Origin of the sequence: Yoonia sp. GPGPB17 (genome assembly GCF_037892195.1) — a bacterium.
Lineage (GTDB): Bacteria > Pseudomonadota > Alphaproteobacteria > Rhodobacterales > Rhodobacteraceae > Yoonia.
Genome location: NZ_JATACI010000002.1, coordinates 2,091,968 through 2,111,301, shown reverse-complemented (window position 1 = coordinate 2,111,301; position 19,334 = coordinate 2,091,968). Strand labels below are relative to the sequence as shown.

General features: G+C 56.2%; 23 protein-coding genes and 1 pseudogene. 12 read left to right on the top strand and 12 right to left on the bottom strand.

The window, feature by feature from the left end; genetic code table 11:
* Position 1: 1 nt before the first annotated feature.
* Both QTO30_RS11360 and QTO30_RS11355 read right to left on the bottom strand, forming a co-directional pair.
* Positions 2-480, bottom strand: a pseudogene (locus QTO30_RS11360) ((2Fe-2S)-binding protein).
* Positions 477-1,340 carry an FAD binding domain-containing protein gene (locus QTO30_RS11355; protein WP_340424245.1) on the bottom strand — a complete coding sequence of 288 codons (864 nt, stop codon included), beginning with the start codon at positions 1,338-1,340 and terminating at the stop codon, positions 477-479. The pseudogene QTO30_RS11360 and the gene QTO30_RS11355 overlap by 4 nt, the downstream one beginning before the upstream one ends.
* A gap of 163 nt (positions 1,341-1,503) precedes the next feature.
* Here QTO30_RS11355 and pgsA point away from each other — a divergent pair, with 163 nt between their 5' ends.
* From pgsA to QTO30_RS11340, 3 genes are read left to right on the top strand one after another with little or no spacing between them, the layout of a single operon-like run.
* Positions 1,504-2,172, top strand: a complete 669-nt coding sequence (gene pgsA / locus QTO30_RS11350) for a CDP-diacylglycerol--glycerol-3-phosphate 3-phosphatidyltransferase (protein WP_340424244.1) — start codon at positions 1,504-1,506, stop codon at positions 2,170-2,172.
* The gene (gene moaD, locus QTO30_RS11345) at positions 2,169-2,414 is read left to right on the top strand and encodes a molybdopterin converting factor subunit 1 (protein ID WP_340424243.1); all 246 of its coding nucleotides are present in this window, start codon (positions 2,169-2,171) and stop codon (positions 2,412-2,414) included. The genes pgsA and moaD overlap by 4 nt, the downstream gene beginning before the upstream one ends.
* The gene (locus tag QTO30_RS11340) at positions 2,414-2,854 is read left to right on the top strand and encodes a molybdenum cofactor biosynthesis protein MoaE (RefSeq protein WP_340424242.1); all 441 of its coding nucleotides are present in this window, start codon (positions 2,414-2,416) and stop codon (positions 2,852-2,854) included. Before moaD ends, QTO30_RS11340 begins: the two co-directional genes overlap by 1 nt.
* On the opposite strand, the gene QTO30_RS11335 is transcribed toward QTO30_RS11340, so the two are convergent.
* Positions 2,841-3,443, bottom strand: a complete 603-nt coding sequence (locus QTO30_RS11335) for a DNA-3-methyladenine glycosylase I (RefSeq protein ID WP_340424241.1) — start codon at positions 3,441-3,443, stop codon at positions 2,841-2,843. The genes QTO30_RS11340 and QTO30_RS11335 overlap by 14 nt on opposite strands.
* Positions 3,444-3,511: 68 nt before the next feature.
* Between QTO30_RS11335 and QTO30_RS11330 the strand changes: the two genes are divergently transcribed.
* From QTO30_RS11330 to gcvA, 4 genes are all read left to right on the top strand, one after another.
* Positions 3,512-4,318: an EAL domain-containing protein gene (locus QTO30_RS11330; RefSeq protein ID WP_340424240.1), complete on the top strand. Its 807-nt coding sequence runs from the start codon at positions 3,512-3,514 to the stop codon at positions 4,316-4,318.
* Positions 4,319-4,468: 150 nt separating this feature from the next.
* Positions 4,469-5,644, top strand: coding sequence for an acetyl-CoA C-acetyltransferase (locus QTO30_RS11325; protein ID WP_340424239.1), 1,176 nt, complete (start codon positions 4,469-4,471; stop codon positions 5,642-5,644).
* An 80-nt stretch (positions 5,645-5,724) separates the two neighbouring features.
* Positions 5,725-6,450 carry an acetoacetyl-CoA reductase gene (phbB, locus tag QTO30_RS11320; protein ID WP_340424238.1) on the top strand — a complete coding sequence of 242 codons (726 nt, stop codon included), beginning with the start codon at positions 5,725-5,727 and terminating at the stop codon, positions 6,448-6,450.
* A gap of 316 nt (positions 6,451-6,766) precedes the next feature.
* A complete protein-coding gene (gene gcvA, locus QTO30_RS11315) occupies positions 6,767-7,708 on the top strand; it encodes a transcriptional regulator GcvA (RefSeq protein WP_340424237.1) in 942 nt (313 codons plus the stop codon).
* 37 nt (positions 7,709-7,745) lie between these two features.
* Here the strand turns inward: gcvA and QTO30_RS11310 are convergent, their stop codons facing one another.
* The 3 genes from QTO30_RS11310 to QTO30_RS11300 all read right to left on the bottom strand — a co-directional run bounded on the left by QTO30_RS11310 (position 7,746) and on the right by QTO30_RS11300 (position 8,997).
* A complete protein-coding gene (locus QTO30_RS11310; protein ID WP_340424236.1) occupies positions 7,746-7,913 on the bottom strand; it encodes a YdcH family protein in 168 nt (55 codons plus the stop codon).
* Positions 7,914-8,030: 117 nt separating this feature from the next.
* A complete protein-coding gene (locus QTO30_RS11305) occupies positions 8,031-8,807 on the bottom strand; it encodes a tRNA1(Val) (adenine(37)-N6)-methyltransferase (RefSeq protein WP_445327144.1) in 777 nt (258 codons plus the stop codon).
* Positions 8,779-8,997: a putative signal transducing protein gene (locus QTO30_RS11300; RefSeq protein ID WP_108814091.1), complete on the bottom strand. Its 219-nt coding sequence runs from the start codon at positions 8,995-8,997 to the stop codon at positions 8,779-8,781. Before QTO30_RS11300 ends, QTO30_RS11305 begins: the two co-directional genes overlap by 29 nt.
* A gap of 55 nt (positions 8,998-9,052) precedes the next feature.
* On the opposite strand from QTO30_RS11300, the gene QTO30_RS11295 reads away from it, so the two are divergent.
* Complete coding sequence (locus QTO30_RS11295) at positions 9,053-10,051, top strand: polyprenyl synthetase family protein (RefSeq protein ID WP_340424234.1); 999 nt, start codon at positions 9,053-9,055, stop codon at positions 10,049-10,051.
* On the opposite strand, the gene QTO30_RS11290 is transcribed toward QTO30_RS11295, so the two are convergent.
* The 4 genes from QTO30_RS11290 to sfsA all read right to left on the bottom strand — a co-directional run bounded on the left by QTO30_RS11290 (position 10,048) and on the right by sfsA (position 14,384).
* Positions 10,048-11,331 (bottom strand): O-antigen ligase family protein, encoded by a 1,284-nt coding sequence (locus tag QTO30_RS11290; protein WP_340424233.1) that lies wholly within the window; start codon positions 11,329-11,331, stop codon positions 10,048-10,050. The genes QTO30_RS11295 and QTO30_RS11290 overlap by 4 nt on opposite strands.
* A 320-nt stretch (positions 11,332-11,651) precedes the next feature.
* A complete protein-coding gene (locus QTO30_RS11285) occupies positions 11,652-12,689 on the bottom strand; it encodes a TRAP transporter substrate-binding protein (protein ID WP_340424232.1) in 1,038 nt (345 codons plus the stop codon).
* A 127-nt stretch (positions 12,690-12,816) separates the two neighbouring features.
* Entirely contained in the window at positions 12,817-13,626 is an 810-nt protein-coding gene (gene map / locus QTO30_RS11280; RefSeq protein ID WP_340424231.1) for a type I methionyl aminopeptidase, read from the bottom strand.
* Between the two features lie 56 nt (positions 13,627-13,682).
* Positions 13,683-14,384 (bottom strand): DNA/RNA nuclease SfsA, encoded by a 702-nt coding sequence (sfsA, locus tag QTO30_RS11275; protein WP_340424230.1) that lies wholly within the window; start codon positions 14,382-14,384, stop codon positions 13,683-13,685.
* Between the two features lie 40 nt (positions 14,385-14,424).
* Here sfsA and QTO30_RS11270 point away from each other — a divergent pair, with 40 nt between their 5' ends.
* From QTO30_RS11270 to QTO30_RS11255, 4 genes are read left to right on the top strand one after another with little or no spacing between them, the layout of a single operon-like run.
* The gene (locus QTO30_RS11270) at positions 14,425-15,147 is read left to right on the top strand and encodes a competence/damage-inducible protein A (protein ID WP_340424229.1); all 723 of its coding nucleotides are present in this window, start codon (positions 14,425-14,427) and stop codon (positions 15,145-15,147) included.
* Positions 15,144-15,869 (top strand): GNAT family N-acetyltransferase, encoded by a 726-nt coding sequence (locus tag QTO30_RS11265; protein ID WP_340424228.1) that lies wholly within the window; start codon positions 15,144-15,146, stop codon positions 15,867-15,869. The genes QTO30_RS11270 and QTO30_RS11265 overlap by 4 nt, the downstream gene beginning before the upstream one ends.
* A 4-nt stretch (positions 15,870-15,873) precedes the next feature.
* Positions 15,874-16,440: a peroxidase-related enzyme gene (locus QTO30_RS11260; protein WP_340424227.1), complete on the top strand. Its 567-nt coding sequence runs from the start codon at positions 15,874-15,876 to the stop codon at positions 16,438-16,440.
* Positions 16,437-17,375 (top strand): OmpA family protein, encoded by a 939-nt coding sequence (locus QTO30_RS11255; protein WP_340424226.1) that lies wholly within the window; start codon positions 16,437-16,439, stop codon positions 17,373-17,375. Before QTO30_RS11260 ends, QTO30_RS11255 begins: the two co-directional genes overlap by 4 nt.
* On the opposite strand, the gene QTO30_RS11250 is transcribed toward QTO30_RS11255, so the two are convergent.
* Both QTO30_RS11250 and QTO30_RS11245 read right to left on the bottom strand, forming a co-directional pair.
* Positions 17,356-18,126 carry a GGDEF domain-containing protein gene (locus QTO30_RS11250; protein WP_340424225.1) on the bottom strand — a complete coding sequence of 257 codons (771 nt, stop codon included), beginning with the start codon at positions 18,124-18,126 and terminating at the stop codon, positions 17,356-17,358. The two genes, QTO30_RS11255 and QTO30_RS11250, sit on opposite strands and share 20 nt — an antisense overlap.
* A gap of 148 nt (positions 18,127-18,274) precedes the next feature.
* Positions 18,275-19,180, bottom strand: coding sequence for a LysR family transcriptional regulator (locus QTO30_RS11245; protein ID WP_340424224.1), 906 nt, complete (start codon positions 19,178-19,180; stop codon positions 18,275-18,277).
* Positions 19,181-19,334: the final 154 nt, after the last annotated feature.

Sequence of the window (19,334 nt, the reverse complement as noted above, 5' to 3'; positions counted from 1 at the left end):
GTTATGCCCCTCTCATTTCAGCCGCTGCGGTTTGGACCGCTTTGATGATCTTGTCGTAGCCGGTGCAGCGGCAGAGGTTGCTTAAGCCAGCCAATAACGTACTTCGGTGTCCGTTGGGTCGGGGTTCTTTTCCAGTAGGGCTTTTGCAGCCACCAGAATGCCCGGCGTGCAGACGCCACATTGCAGGGCCGCTTCTTCAAGAAAGACGCGCTGCAAAGGATGCAGCTCTTCGCCGTTGGCCATGCCTTCGATGGTTTCGACCTCGGCACCTTGCGTCTCAACGCCCAGCACCAGACAGGAACAGACCAGACGCCCGTTCATCATCACGCTACACGCGCCGCAATCACCCGTGCCGCAGCCTTCCTTGGCGCCGGTCATCCCAAGACGGTCACGCAAGACATCCAAAAGGCTTTCGTCGGCGTGACATAGGAACTCGGTGCTGTCGCCATTGATCGTTGTTTCGACTGGGATCGTCTTCATGCCTGACCTCCGGCGCGTGCGTAAGCGATATGGGCGGCGCGCTTGGCCAGCACGCCTGCTGTTTTGGTACGGAACTCAATGGTGCCGCGTTTGTCTGTGATGGGGTTGCAGGCGGCCTCAACCGCGCTGACGAGTGCCGCGATTGCGGTGTCATTCAGCTTTGACCCAACCAAAGCGTCGCCTGCGTCTTTCACCAGCAACACGGTGGGGGCAACTGCGCCTATAGCGACATGCGCGGCGGTCACAACGCCATTGCCATCAAGCTCCAAACTGACTGCGGCGGATGACACCGCGATGTCCATTTCGGTGCGTGGAATAAACCGCAGGTAGGCGTCTGAGGCCTTGTCTGGCCGCGCTGGCAAGAAGGTCGAGGTGATAAATTCGCCCTTCGCCAATGAATTCTTGCTGGGGCCCGTGGGAATATCGACGACCGGCACATCGCGCGCACCGTCCGGACCCTGCACCCGGGCCACAGCACCAGCGGTCACCATCGCTGGCACGGAATCACCCGCAGGTGACCCGGTACACAGGTTTCCCGCCATCGTCGCCCGGCTTTGGACCTGAGACGAGCCGATCAGCTCGACCCCTTCAACCACACCCGGCCACATGGCTTTCAGTGCGGCGTGCTCACCCATCTCAGCGCCCGAAACAGCGGCACCGACACGGAAACCCCCAGCCTCTGCCACGATATCGCGCATGCCGGGCAGATGCTTCATGTCGACCATCAGGTCCGGTTCGACCATCTCGGCCTTCAACTGCACCAGCACATCGGTGCCGCCTGCCAGAATGCGCGAAATGCCTGTCTCGTCACGCAACAGTGTTGCAGCCGCCTCAAAGCTTTCGGGCTTTACGTATCTCATCGGGTCTTCCCATATATCGGTAGAAGGGTGCGGGCCACTCGGCCTCGCCTTGCGCATATTGTGTCCTGACTCCCTCATAGCGTCAAACCCAATCGCGTCACCACAGTGCAGATTTTCGCCACGCGCACTGGTCACCGGGGCATGCCCGCGCTACCACTCAGATATGACGTTGAACTTGCCCAACTTCCTGACGATCCTGCGTTTGGCCGCTGCACCCGGCGTTGTTGTGATGTTTCTCTACTTCGCGCGACCCTGGGCGGATTGGTTTGCGTTGGTATTGTTTATCGTGGCCGCACTCACTGACTTCCTTGATGGTTATCTGGCGCGTGCGTGGAAGCAGGAAAGCAAGCTGGGCGCAATGCTCGACCCGATTGCCGACAAAGCGATGGTCATTATCGCCCTCGTCGTCATCACCGGGTTTTCCGGCATGAACCCGTGGATTTTGCTGCCCGCAACGGTGATCATCTTTCGCGAAGTCTTTGTCTCTGGTTTGCGGGAGTTTCTGGGCGATACCGCTGGTACGTTGAAGGTGACAAACCTTGCCAAATGGAAAACGACTGCGCAGATGGTGGCCATCTCGATGCTCTTCGCCACGGGCGCATTTGAGCACTACTTCGGCATGCAATCACTCGCTATGACCCAAGAAATGGTGACCGAAGCCATCGAAGGGACGGGCCCGGACGAACTGGGGCTGTGGTGGAAATATCAAGGTATGATGATTAGCTGGTGGGGCGGGATTGTGATGTTGTGGGTTGCCGCTGTGCTGACGCTGGTCACCGGCTGGGACTACTTCAACAAGTCGCGTCCTTATCTGAAGGATACAAACGCATGAATGTTGTTTACTTCGCTTGGGTCCGCGAGCGGATCGGTTTGCCGCAGGAGACCGTTGAAACGGATGCGGCCACGGTTAATGATTTGATCATCGAACTGCGCGCGCGTGAAGACCGCTATGCCGCCGCGTTTGCTGACACCAGCGCATTGCGGGTGGCATTGGATCAGGAACTTTCGGACTTTGACGCATCTCTCGATGGGGTGCGTGAGGTTGCATTCTTTCCGCCCATGACAGGTGGCTGATGACCGTCCGCGTGCAGTCAGACCCGTTTGACGTGGGTGCAGAGCTGGGCAGCTTTGCTCAAGACCGTACCGATGTTGGCGCGGTCGTCAGCTTTACCGGTGTCGTGCGTGACACAAAAGGTGATCTGCAAGAGATGCTGATCGAGCATTATCCCGGCATGACTGAACGCGCGATTGGCAAGATTGCAGACGAGGCCGTACAGCGCTGGGCGCTGGCTGATGTATTGGTCATTCACCGCCACGGCCCGCTACAGCCGGGCGAGCCCATAATGATGGTCGCCACTGCGTCAGCACACCGCGCGGCGGCGTTCGAGGCCGCGGATTTCCTGATGGACTACCTCAAATCCCGCGCGCCCTTCTGGAAGAAAGAAGTGACCACAGAGGGCGCAACTTGGGTAGATGCCAAAGATGCGGACGAAGACGCGCTTAGGCGCTGGTAGGCCAGACCACGGCCGGGTCGCGAGCCAGCGCAGCGCAAGGGGCATGGCGCGGGCAGGTGGTGAGGTGGTTGTTCATCAGCCCCGTTGCTTCCATAAACGCATAGACAATTGTGGGGCCACAAAACCGAAAGCCCGCCTTCTTAAGGTCCTTTGAGATTTGCACTGTCAGCGGCGATTGCGTCGGGATCAACGCGCGATCGGCATGGGTGGTTTGAAGCGGCACCCCATCGACGTAGTTCCACAGAAAGCGGTCAAACCCCTCGCGGGCCTCAATCTCTTGCCATGCACGCGCATTGCCAATTGTCGCTTCGATTTTGCCACGATGACGAATGATGCCAGCATCCCCCAAGAGGCGCTCAACATCGGTTTCGGTCCATTCGGCAATCACGTTGGGATCAAACCTTTCAAAGGCTGCGCGGAAATTCTCGCGCTTTTTGAGGATCGTGATCCACGATAGTCCGGCCTGAAAGCCATCAAGGATGAGTTTCTCCCACAAAGTCCGGCTGTCGTACTCCGGCACGCCCCACTCGGTATCATGATAGTCGATGTAAATTTCTTCTGGTCCAGCCCAGCCACATCGTTCCGTCATCGCTCTGTCCTTAACCCATTGTTAGCGCAGCCCTGCGCATATTCCGAAGGTCAGTATGGAGCGGACAAATGCAAAACGCCACGCTCAGCCGCGCACAACTGGATGAACAGGCGCTGGTTGATCCTTTGATTTATGCCATGGCCAGCAGGGATGCGGATGTGCCGCGTCTTGTGCGTGAGGCGCTTTCCGGCGGGCGGGGACAATTGGCCTTTCACCCTGTGGTGACGGCGGATGATGACAACCTGATCGCCTTCCACGAAGGGTTGATGCGGCTATCAGATGAAGAGGGGCGATTGATCCCGGCGGCGCATTTCATGCCGCTGATCGAGGAATCGGAACTTGGACGCGAGATTGACTGTCTGTCGCTGGAACTGGCACTGCACCAACTGCGGCAGCATCCCGGATTGCGGTTGTCAGTAAACCTGTCGGCACGGTCCATCGGCGACGGTGAGTGGCGGCGTACGCTGGATCGGGGGCTGATGGATCGTGGCAATCTGGGCGATCGGTTGATATTCGAGATCAGCGAAACATCGGCCATGATGCTGCATGAAAACGTCATCCGCTTCATGAGCGAGATGCAACCAAAGGGTGTGGGTTTCGCGCTGGATGGGTTCGGTGCGGGGTTGATCGCGTTTCGGCATCTCAAATCGTTCTTCTTTGATCTGGTTAAGATCGACAAAAGTTTTATCCGCGGCATCGACAATGACGCTGACAATCAAATTCTTGCCGAAGCCTTGATCACCGTTGCCCATCAATTTGAGATGTTCGCGGTCGCTGACGGGGTTGAAACTGCAGGCGAAGCGGCATTCCTCAACGGGCTGGGAGTGGACTGCCTGCAAGGATATCACTTTGGGGTCCCCCGATTGGAGCTTTGAGACGGGTTGCACCGGGCGCATAGGGGATTTGATTTGCGCTACGTCAACTTTCCCAATACCCAACGACCATGTGGCAAATGGGATTGTCTTGCACCTGATACGTGTAGATGGCACCCTTTAGGCCAGACTTAAACCTGAGGGGAACCATTCATGACCAACGTCGTTATCGCATCTGCCGCCCGCACCGCAGTGGGCAGTTTTGGCGGATCATTCGCAAACACACCTGCGCACGATCTGGGCGCGGCCGTCCTGGAAGCCGTTGTGGAACGTGCCGGTGTCGACAAATCCGAAGTCAGCGAAACGATCCTTGGTCAGGTTCTGACGGCGGCCCAAGGCCAGAACCCCGCGCGTCAGGCGCACATCAATGCGGGCTTGCCGCAAGAATCGGCGGCGTGGGGCATCAATCAGGTGTGTGGGTCTGGTCTGCGTGCCGTGGCACTGGGCGCACAACACATTCAACTGGGTGATGCATCCATTGTCGCCGCAGGTGGACAAGAAAACATGACATTGTCGCCCCATGCAGCACACCTGCGCGCTGGCCAGAAAATGGGCGATATGAAGTACATCGACACTATGATCCGCGATGGCTTGTGGGATGCATTCAACAACTACCACATGGGCCAGACCGCTGAAAACGTGGCGGAAAAATTCCAGATTACCCGTGATATGCAGGATGAGTTTGCGGTCGCATCTCAGAACAAAGCGGAGGCGGCCCAAAACGCTGGCAAATTCGACGATGAAATCGCAGCCTTCACCGTGAAGACCCGCAAGGGCGACATCGTCGTCGACAAAGACGAATACATCCGCCATGGCGCAACCATGGAAGCGATGCAGAAACTGCGCCCTGCTTTCACCAAAGAGGGGTCTGTCACCGCCGCCAATGCATCCGGCTTGAACGACGGTGCCGCAGCCACATTGCTGATGTCTGCAGACGAAGCCGAAAAGCGCGGGATCGAGCCTTTGGCGCGCATCGCCTCTTACGCCACGGCTGGCCTCGACCCATCCATTATGGGTGTTGGTCCGATCTACGCATCGCAAAAAGCGCTGGATAAAGCAGGCTGGTCCGTTGGCGATCTCGACCTTGTTGAGGCGAATGAAGCTTTTGCTGCACAGGCCTGTGCCGTGAACAAGGAAATGGGCTGGGACCCTGAAATCGTGAACGTGAACGGTGGCGCCATTGCTATTGGCCATCCCATCGGTGCGTCCGGTTGTCGCGTCCTGAACACGCTTCTGTTCGAAATGAAGCGTCGCGATGCCAAGAAAGGCCTTGCCACGTTGTGCATTGGCGGCGGCATGGGGGTTGCTCTGTGTGTCGAGCGCCCTTAAGTCACTTGGTAACATTGTTGCGCCCAGGGCGGCGCAACGATAATTAGATTACGCAAAGAGATTCCCTGGAGGAGAAAACTATGTCCCGTGTTGCACTTGTAACAGGCGGTTCGCGCGGTATCGGCGCTGCCATTTCCACTGCATTGAAAGATGAAGGTTACCAAGTCGCCGCCACCTATGCAGGCAACGACGAAAAGGCCGCAGCCTTCACGGCTGAGTCAGGTATCAAGACCTATAAATGGGATGTCGGAAACTACGAGGCGTGCCAGGCTGGTATCGCCCAGATCGAGGCGGATCTCGGCCCGGTTGAGATTCTTGTGAACAACGCAGGCATCACGCGTGATGCCCCGTTCCACAAGATGACGCCACAGCAGTGGCATGAATGCATCGACACCAACCTGAACGGCGTGTTCAACATGACGCACAATGTTTGGGGCGGCATGCGCGAGCGCAAGTTTGGCCGTATCGTCACGATCTCGTCCATCAACGGTCAGAAGGGTCAGTTCGCTCAGGCCAACTATGCAGCAACCAAGGCGGGTGACATCGGCTTTACCAAGTCGCTGGCACAGGAAGGCGCGCGTGCTGGGATTACAGTGAACATCGTTGCCCCCGGCTACATCAACACCGAGATGATGAGCACGATCCCTGAAAAAGTCATGAACGAAGTTATCCTGCCGCAGATCCCCGTGGGTCGCCTTGGGGAGGCTTCCGAGATTGCGCGCGCTGTTTGCTTCCTAGCATCTGATGACGCGGGTTTTGTGACAGGCTCAACCCTGTCCGCAAACGGCGGGCAGTACATGGCGTAAGCCTCACCGCACGACGAAATAAGGGCCACGCTGATCAGGCGTGGCCCTCCTTTTTCGTTCGGCGACGGGTGTCGTCGTAGCGAAATTTTCAACGGCGGCGTGTGAACCAGCGCACTGCATTGCGCAGTGCTTCTGCACGCTCGTGATGCGCGCGTTCGATACCTTTACGAATGCGGGGGCTTGTTGTTGTCTCGTACATGGTGTGTTCCTTCGATGTGTGTCTGTGTTTGTCTTGATGTGTCTAATATGCGCATTGCACGCCGTTTCGACAAACGAGACTTTCTATTGCTTCAGTTAAGCTGTATTAAACTGAAATATGTCAGATAGATTGCCTCCTCTCACCGCCCTGCGTGCCTTTGAGGCCGCGGCCCGCCATATGTCTTTTGCCAAGGCGGCCGACGAACTTAACGTCACGCCTGCTGCATTATCCTATCAAATTAAGGCCTTAGAGGCGGATCTAGGTCAACTCGTCTTTCGTCGCCTCAACCGCGCGGTAGAGTTGACCGAGGCGGGACGCTGCCTTGCACCCGGCGCAACGGACGCCTTCACAACGCTGTCGGCTGCATGGCGTAGTACAAAAAGATTAACTGAAAGTGGTGTGTTGACGGTGACTGCGGGCCCTGCCTTTACATCAAAGTGGTTGGCCCCGCGGATGTATGATTTTGCGCAGGCACATAAGGACATCGAACTGCGTTTTCTGGCAACTTTGCGGATTATCGACTTTGACCGCGATGAAGTTGATGTCGCGATCCGCTTTGGATTGGGCCACGACAAAGAGGTCTACGCCCGCCCGCTGATTGATGAGTGGATGACACCCATGATGACGCCAGAAATGGCGGCAGACTGCGACACGCCCGAAAAGCTCGCGCAAGCTACATTGATTCACGACGATTCGATTAGCTTCTTCAAAGTGCCCACCGGTTGGGACGTATGGTGCAAGGCGGCTGGTATTGCGGTTGACACGTCGCATGGTCCGCGGTTTTCCCAAGCAGATCACGCAATCGACGCAGCGATTGCAGGTGCAGGCGTGGTTCTAGGCCGCGTTTCATTGGCAACGCGCGCGTTGGAAGCCGGGCGGTTGGTCGCCCCATTTGAGGTTGGCCTAATTTCCGAAGCACAGTTTCGCTTCATCTGCCCGCAAGGCAGCGAAGAGCGCCCGCATATTGCAGCGTTCGAGGCTTGGGTGCTTGAGGAAATCCAGACATCGAAGAAATTTGCCGAAGGCCGCCGTCTGGTGCGAGCTTCTGAATTGCTCTGACAGCGCGTTCTTCGCTGCCAGAGCGCTTTGGACTATGCTAGTGCGTGCTCAGGCGCGTGATTTCTTCCTTGAGCATCAGCTTCTGCTTCTTAAGTTTCGCAATCTCAATGTCGTCGGTGCCGGGGCTACGCTGCATCACTTCGACATTCTCGGAGAGGGTTTGGTGTTTCTTCTTCAGTTCCTGCAAATGCGAACTCAAGCTCATGGTCGTCCTCCTCTGGTTTGGTGTGAATTGATTGCACCACATCTGTCGCCTTGTGTCACGCCGCGTGGCAGCAATTCTGCACGGGACCAATTGTCGCGTGATTGTATTGCCAAATCCTTAAGGCCAGATGGGCAATTCCGCGCCACTTCGCAAAGCGCGCCCTACATCCGGTCGATAGCTTTCCTGATCGCCTGCATGAGAATCGCCTTTATGCATGATCAGCGCGGGTGCCATGCGGAACGGTGTTCTTCCCTCCTGGCGTGCCTGCAGTAAAAACAATTCCGGCGCACGCCCACCGCGCCCGGAGATCGGCCTAACAACGATTGCGCCAAGCCGTCCTTCCAGAGCACGCAGCACATCTGGCAACCGCTCCATCCGCTGAATAAGCGCCATATACCCCCGCGGGCCGACGCGTTTTGCGCCAACCGCAAGCCAGTCTTGTAAAGGTGTATCGCCGCCTAAAGCGATGTCTTTGCCTGAATCGTCGGACGCTGTGCCAGCGTCGCGATCAAAATAGGGGGGATTCATGATGACATGATCAAACCGCCTCTGGCGCAGGCCCGTTGGCAAATCGCGCAAATCAGCGGTGATCACGTCAAAGGGTAGCGCATTTTCCTGACCATTGCGCCGGGCAAGTTTTGCGTAGTCGGCTTGCACTTCGACACCGGTGATCTCTAGATCCGGCACACGCGCAGCTAGGCACAGCGAGGCAACGCCCACCCCACATCCCAGTTCCAAAATGGACTGTTTGGGTTTTGCCGCGACCGATGCTGCCAGGATCACCGGATCAACACCGGCCCGATACCCTTTGCGCGGTTGCCAGATTGCGATCTTACCGCCCAGAAAATCATCCTGTGTCAGATCTTCAGTCACGGCCCAAATCAATCTCGCCATCGCGCATCACGGCCTCTGCCATGAACAAATCACGGTCCAGCACCATAAGGCGGCGCGGCATAATCCCGATGCTGCCTTCCAGCACGCTCATATTTACGTCAAAGGCGAACCAGTCTATACCCTCGCTGTCCAACAGGGCGGTTGCAAAGGCAAGGACGGTCGGGTCATTGGTGCGCAAAAGCTCTTTCATATCCAAGACCTAAGACGCCCTTTTGCGGATGTCTATTCACATGACGGAAACTTGCATGAGCCTTGACCACGCGGCCACCAAACCACATGAACAACTGGCAGCGGCGCTGGCCGATGATTTGGCAGCTGTGAATAGGCTGATCCGCGAGCGGATGGCGTCAGAACACGCCCCGCGCATCCCCGAAGTCACCGCGCATCTGGTTGAGGCAGGGGGTAAACGGCTGCGCCCGATGCTGACGTTGGCTGCGGCGCGGATGTGTGGCTACGATGGCCCGTATCATGTGCATTTAGCAGCGACGGTAGAGTTCATTCACACTGCGACGTTGCTGCATGATGATGTGGTCGATGAAAGCAGCCAGCGCCGCGGCCGGCCTACGGCAAACCTGCTGTGGGACAATACATCAAGTGTGCTGGTAGGCGACTATCTGTTCGCGCGCTCGTTTCAGCTGATGGTCGAAACCGGTTCGATGCGTGTGCTCGATATTCTGGCAAATGCGGCAGCGACTATCGCCGAAGGCGAAGTCTTGCAACTTACCGCCGCCAGCGATTTGGCAACGACCGAAGATATCTATCTGCAAGTGGTGCGTGGCAAAACAGCAGCGCTGTTCTCGGCTGCTATGGAAGTCGGTGGTGAGATTGCGGGGCAAAACGCCGCTACCAAACAGGCGCTTTATGATTATGGCGATGCTTTGGGCGTCTCATTCCAGATCGTTGATGACCTGCTCGACTATGGCGGGACGAAAGCCACAGGCAAAAACGTCGGCGATGATTTCCGCGAGCGCAAACTGACCTTGCCTGTGATCCGCGCCGTGGCTGCGGCTGATGCAGAAGAACGGGCCTTTTGGGTGCGTACCATTGAGAAGGGCAAACAGGAGGAGGGCGACCTTGATTATGCCATCACCCTTCTTGCCAAACACAACACGATGGAAGCGACACGGCAGGATGCATTGGCATGGGCCGAAAAGGCGAAAACAGCCTTGGATACGATCCCTGACCAACCCCTGAAGAAAATGCTGGTAGATTTGGCTGATTATGTGGTTGCGCGGATTACCTAAGAGTCCGGCCTCAGTTGCGGTGCGTTGCCCTTTGAAGATCGAAGACCCAGAAGAACGCCCGACGCGATCGCAAAAATAAGCAAAGGGAAGGTTCTGGCGTAGGGCCCTGAAATCATGCTGTAAACCAACAGAGTTGTGACGACGCAAAACAACGCTGAAACACGATGATCATTCGCCTTTCGAAAAAAGGTAAAGACCGTAACCCAAAACAAGACCCCAAGCAGTATAAACAGTGTTCCGATGATCAGGCCAAACCAAAGCCAAGAATCGAGTATAATGTTATGGGCGCTGCCGTGATTAAAACCTTCGAGGCTTTTGTGGGGTAAAAACCCATACCCTGTGAACGGTCGCTCGAGTATGTATTCGATAGTCTTGTTCCAGACTTCAATACGGCCAGAGCTTGCCGCGGCAATGCTCTCTTCCTCCAGACTTTGACCAATGCGGCCAAACAAGCCGAATACCTGCGAAGGTAGGTACAAAAAGTATGAAACAGCAGCACCCACGCAAGCCGAGGATATTGCCGACAAAAGGCCCTTATAATTCTTGGTCTTCGAGAGAGAAAATACAAAGGCAATACTGACGGTGAACGCGACCAGCCCACCCCTTGACCCACTCCAGAATAAAATCGCCGTAGACACTATGATCAGTAGCAGGAATACGGGTCGAATTCTGTTTTCGTCTGGTTGAGTTGATACATGGGCCGCCAACATTGAAAGGCAGATAGTAGAAATCCAACCCACAGCGCGAGGGTTTTCATAACCATAGAGAAGGTTTGCGGCACCAACTCCCTTCGACAATTCAGCGAAGCGTTCGATATCAATTTGTATAAGCAATAGTGGCATCACGACAAAGACCGCGGCACATGCCAACGAATAAATGACTGTTCTGGGGCTGATGATACTGTCCCTTACGGCCACGTAAAACACAGTTCCAACCAGGGTGGCCCCCAAGGCCGATGTCAGCCCATAGACTGGATAAAAACGATCACTCGCCAAGTATAGTGTTAGCGAAAAAGCATAGAGAAAAAACACGGCCATACATCGCACAAAGAGCTTTTCACGACGTGACTTTAGAGACAGCACAGATGCGGCGAGAAGCGGCATGGATGCCAGAACAAAAACAAATGCAGACAGTGTGACAGTCCAGTTTGTTCCCCGTTCTTCGACTGTGAAAAAGTCAAAGATAGGTGAAAAAAACATGTTGATGGGTATGAAAACCAGTACAAACGGGCAAATCGTCTTTGTCAGCCGTTGTGGTTCAAACAGTGCGGTGTTTTTCATGGCATGGTGCGTGATTTGGAAGTGATGAGGGACAAGTATGCCTGATCCGTTGTCTTGATCACAACGGATGTTTCCGGAGATTTGCAGATTGACCGGCGGCGGTACGGTGTATTTTCAGAGGACCTCTTAGTGCACGATCTTCTGTAGACTGAGCTGGTTGGTCGGCGCAATCTTTCCCGAACCCGATAAAGACGGTCAATGATCAGGCAGGACATCGGACACCGTAAGCTGTGCATGGCCGCCATATTGCCGGTAAATGAGAACGCATTAAGGCAGGGATAAGTCATACCCCTGCCTTTTGCACTGTTTTTCGAGTGAGATCAGTTTGTGGCGGCGCGAACGGCCTCTTGTGCGGCGGCTACTAGTGCCGCTCCATCATAGCCCTTGGCATCCATCTCGGCGATCCAGGCTGCAGTGACATCCGCGCCGAGCGCCTTGATCCGGTCCGTCTCAGCCTCAGAGAGTTGCGCGATCTCATTGCCATCGGCGGCCATCAGATCACGCCCAACCACATCACCGGTATCATGGGCACGGCCTGCCCATTGGCTCGCCATCATGCCAGAGTTGGCGTCGATGATGGCGCGCAGGTCGTCCGGCATGCCTTCATACACATCCTTGTTCATCGCCCAGATGAAGTAGAGGTTGTAAAGTGCCTGGTCACCCGCGACGTCAGTATGGCTGTCCGTCAGTTCATCTAGCTTCAGCGATGGTGACATTTCCCACGTGATCACGCCCCCATCAACGACGCCACGCGACAAGGCCTCAGGGAATTGCGGCACAGGCATGCCGACAGGCGTCGCACCTAGTTCCTCTAACAGCAAAGTCGCAGGACGCGACGGGCCACGCAGTTTCAAACCGGCAAAATCTTCGACTGTTTCAACAGCCGCGCCACGTTTGTGCACGATGCCCGGCCCGTGCATATGCGCCGCAATGATATGGACATCGGCGAAGTCATCCATCAGGTATTCTTGCGTGAATTCCCACGCCGCAGCGCTCGCTTCTTCACCGGATTTTGTGGTCATGAAGGGCAGTTCCATTGCCTCGGCTTCCGGGAAACGGTTGGGCTGATAGCCGGGAATCACCCAGCCGCCATCAATCGCACCATCGCGTATCAGGTCAAATTGGTTCGGGGCAGAGCCACCCAACTGCATGAAGGGGTACAGCTCGACCTTGATACGGCCATCTGACTGTTCCTCAATCGCATCGGCCCAGGGCTGCATGAAATAGGTCGGGTTCGCGCTCGCCGGGGACACAAAGTGCTGAAAGCGCAATGTGACGTCCTGCGCGGATACAGAAGTTGCAGTAAGGCCAAGAGCGGCCACCATAGCGGCAGTTTTCATCAGGTGCATAGGGTGCATCCTTTTCGTCAAGTTTTCAGGGGAAAGGCGTCACCGCTAGCGACGCATTTGATATAGAGGTTTACACATCTAGTTGCAAGTCATTCGCAAGAGGGGAAATCGTGCGTGATTTTCCCCATTTAGTTGGTTAGCCATATGTGGGGTGAAACTTGCCCCCTGGCGACAGCGTAAATATCTCGCACCCGTCTGCAGTGATCCCGATCGAATGCTCGAACTGCGCAGACAGAGATTTATCGCGGGTGACCGCCGTCCAGTCATCGGCCAAAACCTTGGTTTCAGGACGGCCCAGATTGATCATCGGTTCAATTGTAAAGAACATGCCTTCCTCAAGCCGCGCACCCGTTCCGGGGCGACCATAGTGCAGGACGTTCGGCGGGGCGTGGAATACGCGGCCCAAACCATGCCCGCAGAAATCACGGACAACAGACATCCGGTGGCTTTCCGCATAAAGCTGGATCGCGTGACCGATATCTCCGAAGGTATTGCCGGGCTTCGCAGCCTCGATCCCCTTCATGAGGGCATCATGGGTCACTTGGATCAGACGCTCTGCTTTCCGCGGCAGGTTGCCTGCCACATACATGCGGCTCGTGTCGCCAAACCAGCCATCCACAATAACCGTGACATCAATATTCAGGATATCGCCATCCTTCAGCCTCTTATCACCGGGGATGCCGTGACACACGACATGGTTTACCGAGATACAGCTGGCATGCTGATAGCCCTTGTAGCCGATGGTCGCCGATACGGCACCAGCCTCATCAACCCATTGTGTGATCAAACGGTCCAGCTCACCAGTGGTCTGGCCGGGAAAGACATGTTCTGCAATATCATCGAGGATTTGCGCGGCCAAAGCGCCCGCCTTTGTCATGCCAGCAAAGTCGCCTGCCTCATAAAGCCGGATGCCATCTTTGGTCAGCTGCGCGGTATTCGTTTCCAACGGGGTTGTTCCTTTTGCGGTGTTGCAGGCGACATAAGCTAACCCCGCACCAAATTCTAGGGTCGGAACGGGATAGTACGGCCAAGAGTGATCGCCGCCGGACTTATCATACAGGATTGCGCAAGAACGGTCACGCCCGCTGCTGTTGCGCTGTCAAAAGCGGCTTTGTAGGCGGGGTCAATGTCACTTGCCAAAGTGACGGCATCACAATCTGTGCGCTGCACGAGGTAGAACATGATCGCACGGTGTCCACCCGCCACCATCCGCGCAAGTTCTGCCAGATGCTTGGCCCCACGAGCGGTCACGCTATCGGGGAACTCTGCCAACCCCGGTTGGCGAGACAGGGTCACGCTTTTCACTTCAACATAGGTATCAGGTCCATTCCCACTCAGCAAAAAGTCAATGCGGCTGTTCTCACCGTACTTGACCTCTGGTCGCACCAGATCATAGGCAGGCAGCCCCTGAACATGATGTCCCATCAACGCGGCCCTGAGGGCTCGGTTCGGGACCGACGTATCGACGCCCGTAAAGTGCCCATTCTCGTGGTCAACCAAACGCCAGCCGAATTTGAGCTTCTTTTTGGGGTCGCTATTGGGTTCTAACCACACCTTTGTCCCCGGTTCCGCCAAGCCCATCATCGAACCGGGGTTGGCGCAATGCGCAGTCACTTCACGCCCATCTTCCAACCGCACATCGGCCAGAAAGCGTTTGTATCTTTTGATCAGGCGGGCGGGGACAAGAGGCGTGGCAAATTCCATAGTGGCGCTATAACCTCTTATGCAAGACAGGAGAATACCGATGCCTAACCCGACCGCCGCAATGCTTGTGATAGGCGATGAAATCCTTTCTGGGCGGACACGGGATGCAAACATGCACTATCTTGCGGGTCAACTGACCGAGCGGGGGATCGACCTGAAAGAGGTCCGCGTGGTCAGTGATGATCGCGACGCGATTGTCACAGCGACCCAAGCGCTCTCCTCCGCTTACGATCACGTCTTCACCAGTGGGGGCATCGGGCCAACACATGATGACATTACCGCCGACTGCATCGCCGCCGCATTTGATGCGCACATCAGCGTCCGCGATGATGCAAGGGCGCTGCTACAGGCCCACTATGACCGCTCGGGGTTGGAACTGAACGAAGCCCGTTTGCGCATGGCGCGGATTCCGGACGGGGCGACACTGATTGACAACCCGGTCAGCACGGCACCGGGGTTCAGCCTGCAGAACGTCCACGTCATGGCGGGGGTTCCGTCCGTGTTCAAGGCGATGGTAGCCAGTATCCTGCCAACCCTGACCGGCGGTGCGCCACTTTTGTCGCGGACGTTACGCCTGATGATCGGCGAAGGTGATATCGCCGGGCCATTGGGCAAGTTCGCCGACGCCTTTCCGGATCTTTCCGTGGGGTCTTATCCCTTCCAGCAAGACGGCACCTACGGCTGCAATATTGTCGTGCGTGGCTGTGATGCGGCGCTGCTGGACGTGGCCATGACAACGCTCGAGGCCCAGTTTTCGGGATGACCTTCCCAACGGCCCAAAAGCTCTACGCCGTGATTGATGGCACTTGGCCGTCCTCTGCCAAACAGGCCCTGGGCCCCTGGACCATTCGCATAGATGGCAGTGGCAGCAGCCGGGTGAGTGCTGCAACAGCAGAACAGCTGGTCACGGATGCCGACATCCCCCAGGCTGAAGAAGCGATGCGCGCGGCAGGGCAGGTCCCTCTTTTCATGATCCGCGAAGGCGAGGCGGCGTTGGATGATCTGCTGCGCGCGCGCGGCTACGTGATCAAAGACCCGGTCAATATGTATGCCGCCCCAATCGCAAAGATTGCGACTGAACGGCCCCCGCCCGTGACAAGCTTTGAGGTCTGGCCACCTCTTGCGGCGCAGATCGAGCTTTGGGCTGAAGGCGGCATCGGTGCGGGCAGGCTTGCGGTGATGGATCGGGCGCGGGAACCGAAAACCACTCTGCTCGGACGGTCGCATGACCGGCCCGCTGGGACGGTCTATGTCGGGATCGCGGCGGACTGCGCCATGATCCATGCGCTTGAAATCGGCACAAAACTCCGACGCCAAGGTCTTGCAAGGCATCTGACGCAGGCCGCGGCCTTTTGGGCGCAAGACAACGGGGCCGACTATCTGACCCTGGTCACGACACAAGCCAATACCGGCGCAAACGCGCTCTACTCTTCCCTCGGCATGACGCTTGTGGGACACTACCATTACAGGACTTTGCCGGAGTGATCTCTTGACCGACCAACCCACCGCCCTTGATCTGCCTATGGCCGACCCGTTGCCTGAGGCAACACAGAAGTATTTCGATATCTGTCAGGAGAAGCTGGGGATGGTGCCCAATGTGCTGCGGGCCTACGCCTTTGACATCGACAAGCTGAATGCCTTTACCGCACTGTATAACGACGTGATGTTGGCTGATTCCGGACTGTCCAAACTGGAACGCGAAATGATCGCGGTTGTCGTGTCGTCCATCAACAAATGCTACTACTGTCTGACCGCGCATGGGGCGGCAGTGCGTCAGCTTTCTGGTGATCCCAAGCTTGGTGAGATGCTGGTGATGAACTGGCGCGTGGCTGATCTTGATGCGCGCCAGAAGGCCATGTTGGACTTTGCCGAACAGATGACGGTCGCCAGCGCGAAGATCGAAGAAAAAGACCGTGACGCGTTGCGGCAGGTCGGGTTTTCGGACCGCGATATCTGGGATATTGCCGCTGTCGCGGGTTTTTATAACATGAGCAACCGTATCGCCTCGGCCACGGATATGCGTCCTAACGACGAATACCACGCCCTCGCCCGATGATCCGCATTTGCGCTGTCATGGTGTGTGTCGCGTGTGGTGCGGCACAGGCGCAAACGCTGGATTTTCCCAGCAATGCCAACTTGCAGGCTGAAGTTGTACGCGCCGATGACAGCTATGTTTTGCCGATGGATATCTGGGATCGCGGTGAGATGCCCACCAAAGTGGTCGAAGGCCGCGTGACCCAACAAGCCTGGCGGATCGCAGCCCGGTCACTGACGACCTTGCAACTTGTACGCCCTTTGCGTGAACAACTGCGCAATGATCGTTATCGTATCATCTTTGAATGTCAGACCGAGGCTTGCGGTGGTTTTGACTTCCGTTTTGGTGTCGAAACCCTGCCGCCGCCGGAAATGCGCATTAACGTTGGTGATTTCCGGTTTCTTGCGGCCGAACGGCTGGGGACGGACGGCCCCGAATACGTCAGCCTATTGACCAGCCGCACACGTGAGGCTGGCTTTGTCTTGGTTACCCACGTTCGACCCCCGACAGAAGAGCCTGCACCAATTGCCCAGGCCGATGCGGACCCCGTGCGTGCATTCGGCGCAACGCCCGGTGCAGCATTTGCTGATCAACTTGAAACGACTGGACGCGCGGTGCTCGAAGGTCTGAGCTTTGAAACCGGGTCCGCGCAACTGTCCGATGGGGAATATGCCTCGCTTCAGGCCTTGTCCGATTACCTGCAGGCGGCACCGCAGCGCACGATCGCCCTTGTGGGACACACGGACTCGTCCGGCGCGCTGGATGCCAATATCGCCTTGTCCAAGCGACGGGCCGCATCGGTACTGGAGCGGTTGGTTAGCAACTACGGCGTTAGTCGCGGACAATTGGAAGCCGAGGGCATGGGGTATCTCGCACCTATTGCATCCAATCTGGAAGAAGCCGGGCGCGAGGCCAATCGGCGGGTCGAGGTGATTATTACATCGACGCAGAACTAGCTTTGTCCGCCACCGCATTCTGTTGATCCACCAGCATTTGCGGATCCCACACCTCTAAGCGGGCGCGGCCGTTCTTTTTGGCTTGATAGAGTGCAACATCGGCCCGTGCAAACGCGGCATCAATCGAAATATTGTGCTGCCATTGTGCCGCGCCAATCGAAAGCGTGACAGAGAGGCTGGCGTCTCTATCGCTTTTGAAAGAGATTGGTTTGGTCAGGCGTTCGCCAATGACCCGCGCGGTTTCTACGCTGACGCCGCCAAGGTAGAATGCGAATTCCTCACCACCGAGCCGCCCCACGATATCTTCCTTACGGAGTGACCGTTGCAAGGTGTAGGAAATGGATTTCAAACAAATATCACCCACCTGATGCCCATAGGTATCATTAATACTTTTAAATCGATCTGCATCCAGCATCAGCAAAACACCGGTTGGATGTGATGTGCGCGCCTTTTGCGCAAGTTCAAAGAACGTTCGTCGGTTGTTCAACCCGGTCAGCCCGTCCTTGCGTGACAATCGCCATAGTTTCTGCTGCAGGCGCACCTGATAGACCGACACCCCAAGAAAAATCGCAATAAGCGGCCCCCCCACAAGCGAGGCATGGGATATGTAGTATGATGTAGAGTGCATTTCACGTTGCTCAAGGCTTTCAAAGAAACGCGCAAATAGAATGTTCTCTGCGGCGACAAAACCGATCAAGAGCACAAGGCGAACGATAAAGCCCAGCCAACTGCGCGGTGCGAGCAGGCGCATTATTGAATCCATACAAGTCCCCTTCGCTTTCGCGGGTCACACTAGGGGATTGGTGTGATCAATAGCTTAATGCTCAAAAAACACGGCCAAAAGGTTGACCGCGTCGGAGGATTGAATGCGTTCTCGTCCAGGGTTTGTGCTTTGGGCGTTACCAGATATCTGGGCCCTTGTCGGCAAAGGCATGCGCCAGAAAGTCAATGAACGCCCGGACCTTTGGCTGCGTAAAGCGACCCGGCGGGTAGACCGCATAAATGCCTTGAGTCTCAACCGGCAAATCAGGGATGGCTTCTTCAACCAGGCCATTCTGCATGGCGTCTGCATAAAGAAAACTGGGAAGATAGGCGATGCCCAGACCACCAATGCAAGCATTCAACAGCGACTGGCCGTCATTTACGGTCAACCAGCCAGCGGTACGCACCTGACGTTTTTCGCCCGAGGGTGCAGTCAGTTTCCAGACCGCCGAGTTGGCCTGATTGGAATAATGCAGCAGCTTGTGTTCGTTCAGGTCATCAATCTTTTCGGGGCGGCCATACTGCTCAAAATAGGCGGGGCTTGCGATCATACGCTTTGTTGTGTCCGTCAGTTTGCGGGCGCGCAAAGTGCTGTCTTCCAGCTCGCCAATGCGCACAGCCATGTCAAACCCTTCTGAGATAAGTTCAACATAACGGTTGTTCAGAGCCATATTCACGGTGATGTCGGGAAACTCGGTCAAGAAGTCACCCAGTACGGGCGAGAGGTGATTCACGCCAAAATCCGTTGCGACGCTGATGCGTAGCAGGCCGGACGGTGCAGATTGCATCGAAGTGACCAGTGCATCGGCTTCGCCTGCATCGTTCAGCACACGACGGGCGCGGTCATAATAGGCTAGGCCAATTTCTGTTGGGCTGACGCGGCGCGTGGTTCTATTCAGCAGGCGGGCGCCAAGACGGGCCTCAAGCGAGGAGACGTGTTTGGAAACAGCAGATTTGGAAATTCCCATCTTCTTGGCCGCATCTGTAAAGCCGCCTTGATCCACCACAGTGGCAAAGGCCTCCATTTCCGTCAGGCGATCCATATGAAATTCCTAGCACTATTCTTTTTGATACCGTTGTTTCCTGTTTGAGGATCAAATCGGGCAGGAATGGGACGAATGCCTGACAATTAGGGGGTATGAATCGGTTTTGATGCCCATGCGGAAACAGCGAATTATTGGAGAATCCCTTGACCGC

Coding starts and splice junctions, on each gene's coding strand:
- QTO30_RS11270 (WP_340424229.1), top strand. CDS start 14,425: ATGCCTAACCCGACCGCCGCAATGCTTGTGATAGGCGATGAAATCCTT.
- QTO30_RS11305 (WP_445327144.1), bottom strand. CDS start 8,807: ATGGCGAGATTGATTTGGGCCGTGACTGAAGATCTGACACAGGATGAT.
- QTO30_RS11285 (WP_340424232.1), bottom strand. CDS start 12,689: ATGCACCCTATGCACCTGATGAAAACTGCCGCTATGGTGGCCGCTCTT.
- QTO30_RS11330 (WP_340424240.1), top strand. CDS start 3,512: ATGCAAAACGCCACGCTCAGCCGCGCACAACTGGATGAACAGGCGCTG.
- QTO30_RS11255 (WP_340424226.1), top strand. CDS start 16,437: ATGATCCGCATTTGCGCTGTCATGGTGTGTGTCGCGTGTGGTGCGGCA.
- QTO30_RS11265 (WP_340424228.1), top strand. CDS start 15,144: ATGACCTTCCCAACGGCCCAAAAGCTCTACGCCGTGATTGATGGCACT.
- QTO30_RS11300 (WP_108814091.1), bottom strand. CDS start 8,997: ATGAAAGAGCTTTTGCGCACCAATGACCCGACCGTCCTTGCCTTTGCA.
- QTO30_RS11335 (WP_340424241.1), bottom strand. CDS start 3,443: ATGACGGAACGATGTGGCTGGGCTGGACCAGAAGAAATTTACATCGAC.
- phbB (WP_340424238.1), top strand. CDS start 5,725: ATGTCCCGTGTTGCACTTGTAACAGGCGGTTCGCGCGGTATCGGCGCT.
- QTO30_RS11245 (WP_340424224.1), bottom strand. CDS start 19,180: ATGGATCGCCTGACGGAAATGGAGGCCTTTGCCACTGTGGTGGATCAA.
- QTO30_RS11310 (WP_340424236.1), bottom strand. CDS start 7,913: ATGAGCTTGAGTTCGCATTTGCAGGAACTGAAGAAGAAACACCAAACC.
- QTO30_RS11250 (WP_340424225.1), bottom strand. CDS start 18,126: ATGCGCCTGCTCGCACCGCGCAGTTGGCTGGGCTTTATCGTTCGCCTT.
- gcvA (WP_340424237.1), top strand. CDS start 6,767: ATGTCAGATAGATTGCCTCCTCTCACCGCCCTGCGTGCCTTTGAGGCC.
- QTO30_RS11340 (WP_340424242.1), top strand. CDS start 2,414: ATGACCGTCCGCGTGCAGTCAGACCCGTTTGACGTGGGTGCAGAGCTG.
- pgsA (WP_340424244.1), top strand. CDS start 1,504: ATGACGTTGAACTTGCCCAACTTCCTGACGATCCTGCGTTTGGCCGCT.
- QTO30_RS11295 (WP_340424234.1), top strand. CDS start 9,053: ATGAGCCTTGACCACGCGGCCACCAAACCACATGAACAACTGGCAGCG.
- QTO30_RS11325 (WP_340424239.1), top strand. CDS start 4,469: ATGACCAACGTCGTTATCGCATCTGCCGCCCGCACCGCAGTGGGCAGT.
- moaD (WP_340424243.1), top strand. CDS start 2,169: ATGAATGTTGTTTACTTCGCTTGGGTCCGCGAGCGGATCGGTTTGCCG.
- QTO30_RS11355 (WP_340424245.1), bottom strand. CDS start 1,340: ATGAGATACGTAAAGCCCGAAAGCTTTGAGGCGGCTGCAACACTGTTG.
- QTO30_RS11290 (WP_340424233.1), bottom strand. CDS start 11,331: ATGAAAAACACCGCACTGTTTGAACCACAACGGCTGACAAAGACGATT.
- sfsA (WP_340424230.1), bottom strand. CDS start 14,384: ATGGAATTTGCCACGCCTCTTGTCCCCGCCCGCCTGATCAAAAGATAC.